This window comes from Fusicatenibacter faecihominis (assembly GCF_020686945.1).
GTDB lineage: Bacteria > Bacillota > Clostridia > Lachnospirales > Lachnospiraceae > Limivivens > Limivivens faecihominis.
Map to the genome: position 1 here is coordinate 1 of NZ_JAJEPR010000094.1, position 1567 is coordinate 1567.

General features: G+C 48.6%; 2 protein-coding genes and 1 pseudogene. All 3 read left to right on the forward strand.

Annotated features, from left to right (window positions below; translation table 11 throughout):
- The first annotated feature begins 130 nt into the window (after positions 1-130).
- Positions 131-472, forward strand: coding sequence for a DeoR family transcriptional regulator (locus LKD71_RS17990; RefSeq protein WP_227616426.1), 342 nt, complete (start codon positions 131-133; stop codon positions 470-472).
- Positions 465-761: a DUF3847 domain-containing protein gene (locus LKD71_RS17995; RefSeq protein ID WP_097786106.1), complete on the forward strand. Its 297-nt coding sequence runs from the start codon at positions 465-467 to the stop codon at positions 759-761. The genes LKD71_RS17990 and LKD71_RS17995 overlap by 8 nt, the downstream gene beginning before the upstream one ends.
- Positions 762-1442: 681 nt before the next feature.
- Positions 1443-1567, forward strand: a pseudogene (locus LKD71_RS18000) (MobA/MobL family protein); the annotation flags it as partial.

A 1567-nucleotide genomic window follows, 5' to 3' on the forward strand; every position in this document is an offset into this window, starting at 1 on the left:
GGGGGCGTGTCACTTACAACGAATTATGCCGGAAATGCCAGCATGGGTGCAGGCAGAGCTTCCGGGCGGTTGTGATTGACTGCCCCCGTTATTTATCCAAACGAGCAAAGAAAAAGGAGGAACACACAGAATGAATTTTGAATTTATGACGATAGACACACCATTGCCGCCCTGTATGCCCTTTCCCAGAGCGTTGACAGGATTTCCAGTCAGCAGCACCGCAAAGGTCATGTACTGCCGGATGTTGGACGCTATGCTATCCAAAGGGCAGGAGGACGAAAACGGAATCCTGTTTGTCTGCTTCCCTGTCACAGCCATTGCCGCAGTCCTGTCCCGCAGTCCCATGACGGTCAAGCGTTCTCTGAATGAACTGGAAATCGCCGGACTTATCATGCGGGTGCGTCAGGGCGTGGGAGAACCCAGCAGAATTTATGTGCTGATACCGGGAAAGGAGGACGCTGCCCTTGCCTGATACCTCAAAGCTGGAAAAGCTCAACCGGGAGCTGGAGAAAAGCGAAAAGAAACTGCGGAAAGCCATCAATGATGAAAAGGCATTGCAGCACCAGTTAAAGCAGCTTACCCGAAAGGAACGGACGCACCGGCTCTGTACCCGTGGCGGTATGCTGGAAAGTTTTCTGCAAGAGCCGGAACGCCTGACAGATGATGATGTCATGCTGTTATTGAAACTCATTTTTCACAGGCAGGACACGCAGGAACTATTGAAAAAACTGCTGGAACGGAAGAAGCCGGAAACCCCTTAGTTTACTAAGGGCGCAATTATACACCACCCAGAGGTTGGTGCATTGCGTTCTCCGAAGGCTCCTCACCGGAGGGCTGTGATTTTCCGCAGTCATGGTCTGCTCCAAATCAAACAGGGGACGCTACGCTTCCCCTGCGCTGGCTGCCGCCAGCTACCCTTTTGTGGACTTGCCATCTGGGGACACCTTGCGTTGCAAGTTGTTCCCAGCCGACAAGTTTTACAAAATCTCTCTATACTTTGACGGTCGAATAAAGTATAATGAAGTCAACGACTAATCGGAAGTTCAATGTGAGGAAAATTAGATGAAGAAAAAGTCTTATTGGTTAAGTATTAGTGTGTTCGTATTGATACTGATATGGACGGTTTATTATTATGCAATGCAGTACACAGGAGGATTTGCAGACTTAAAGGACTCTATTGTTTGTGGGATTGTAGGTTTGATATGTATCGTATTTATCGTGAAAAGAACTATTGACTTTTTGAAAAACAAAAAATCGTAAAATTCAAGTTTGCCACCCACACATCGGGTCAACTTGTCCCGAACTTTTACAGCTAAATATCCGCCGCCTTCACAGCGGCACACCGAGCAGGAAATCTGAAAAAGGTCTCCTGCTTTTTTTCTGCCAAAATGAGGTGGTAAAACGCCACCCCATCCACCAATTACCGAAAGGAGGGACACGAAATGCCCTGCCCACACAACGAAATCACGATTGTTCAGCGCAGCCAGCGACAGTCTGCGGTTGCCGCCGCTGCTTACCAAAGCGGCGAAAAGCTGTTCTGTGAATACGACCAGCAAGTGAAGCACTA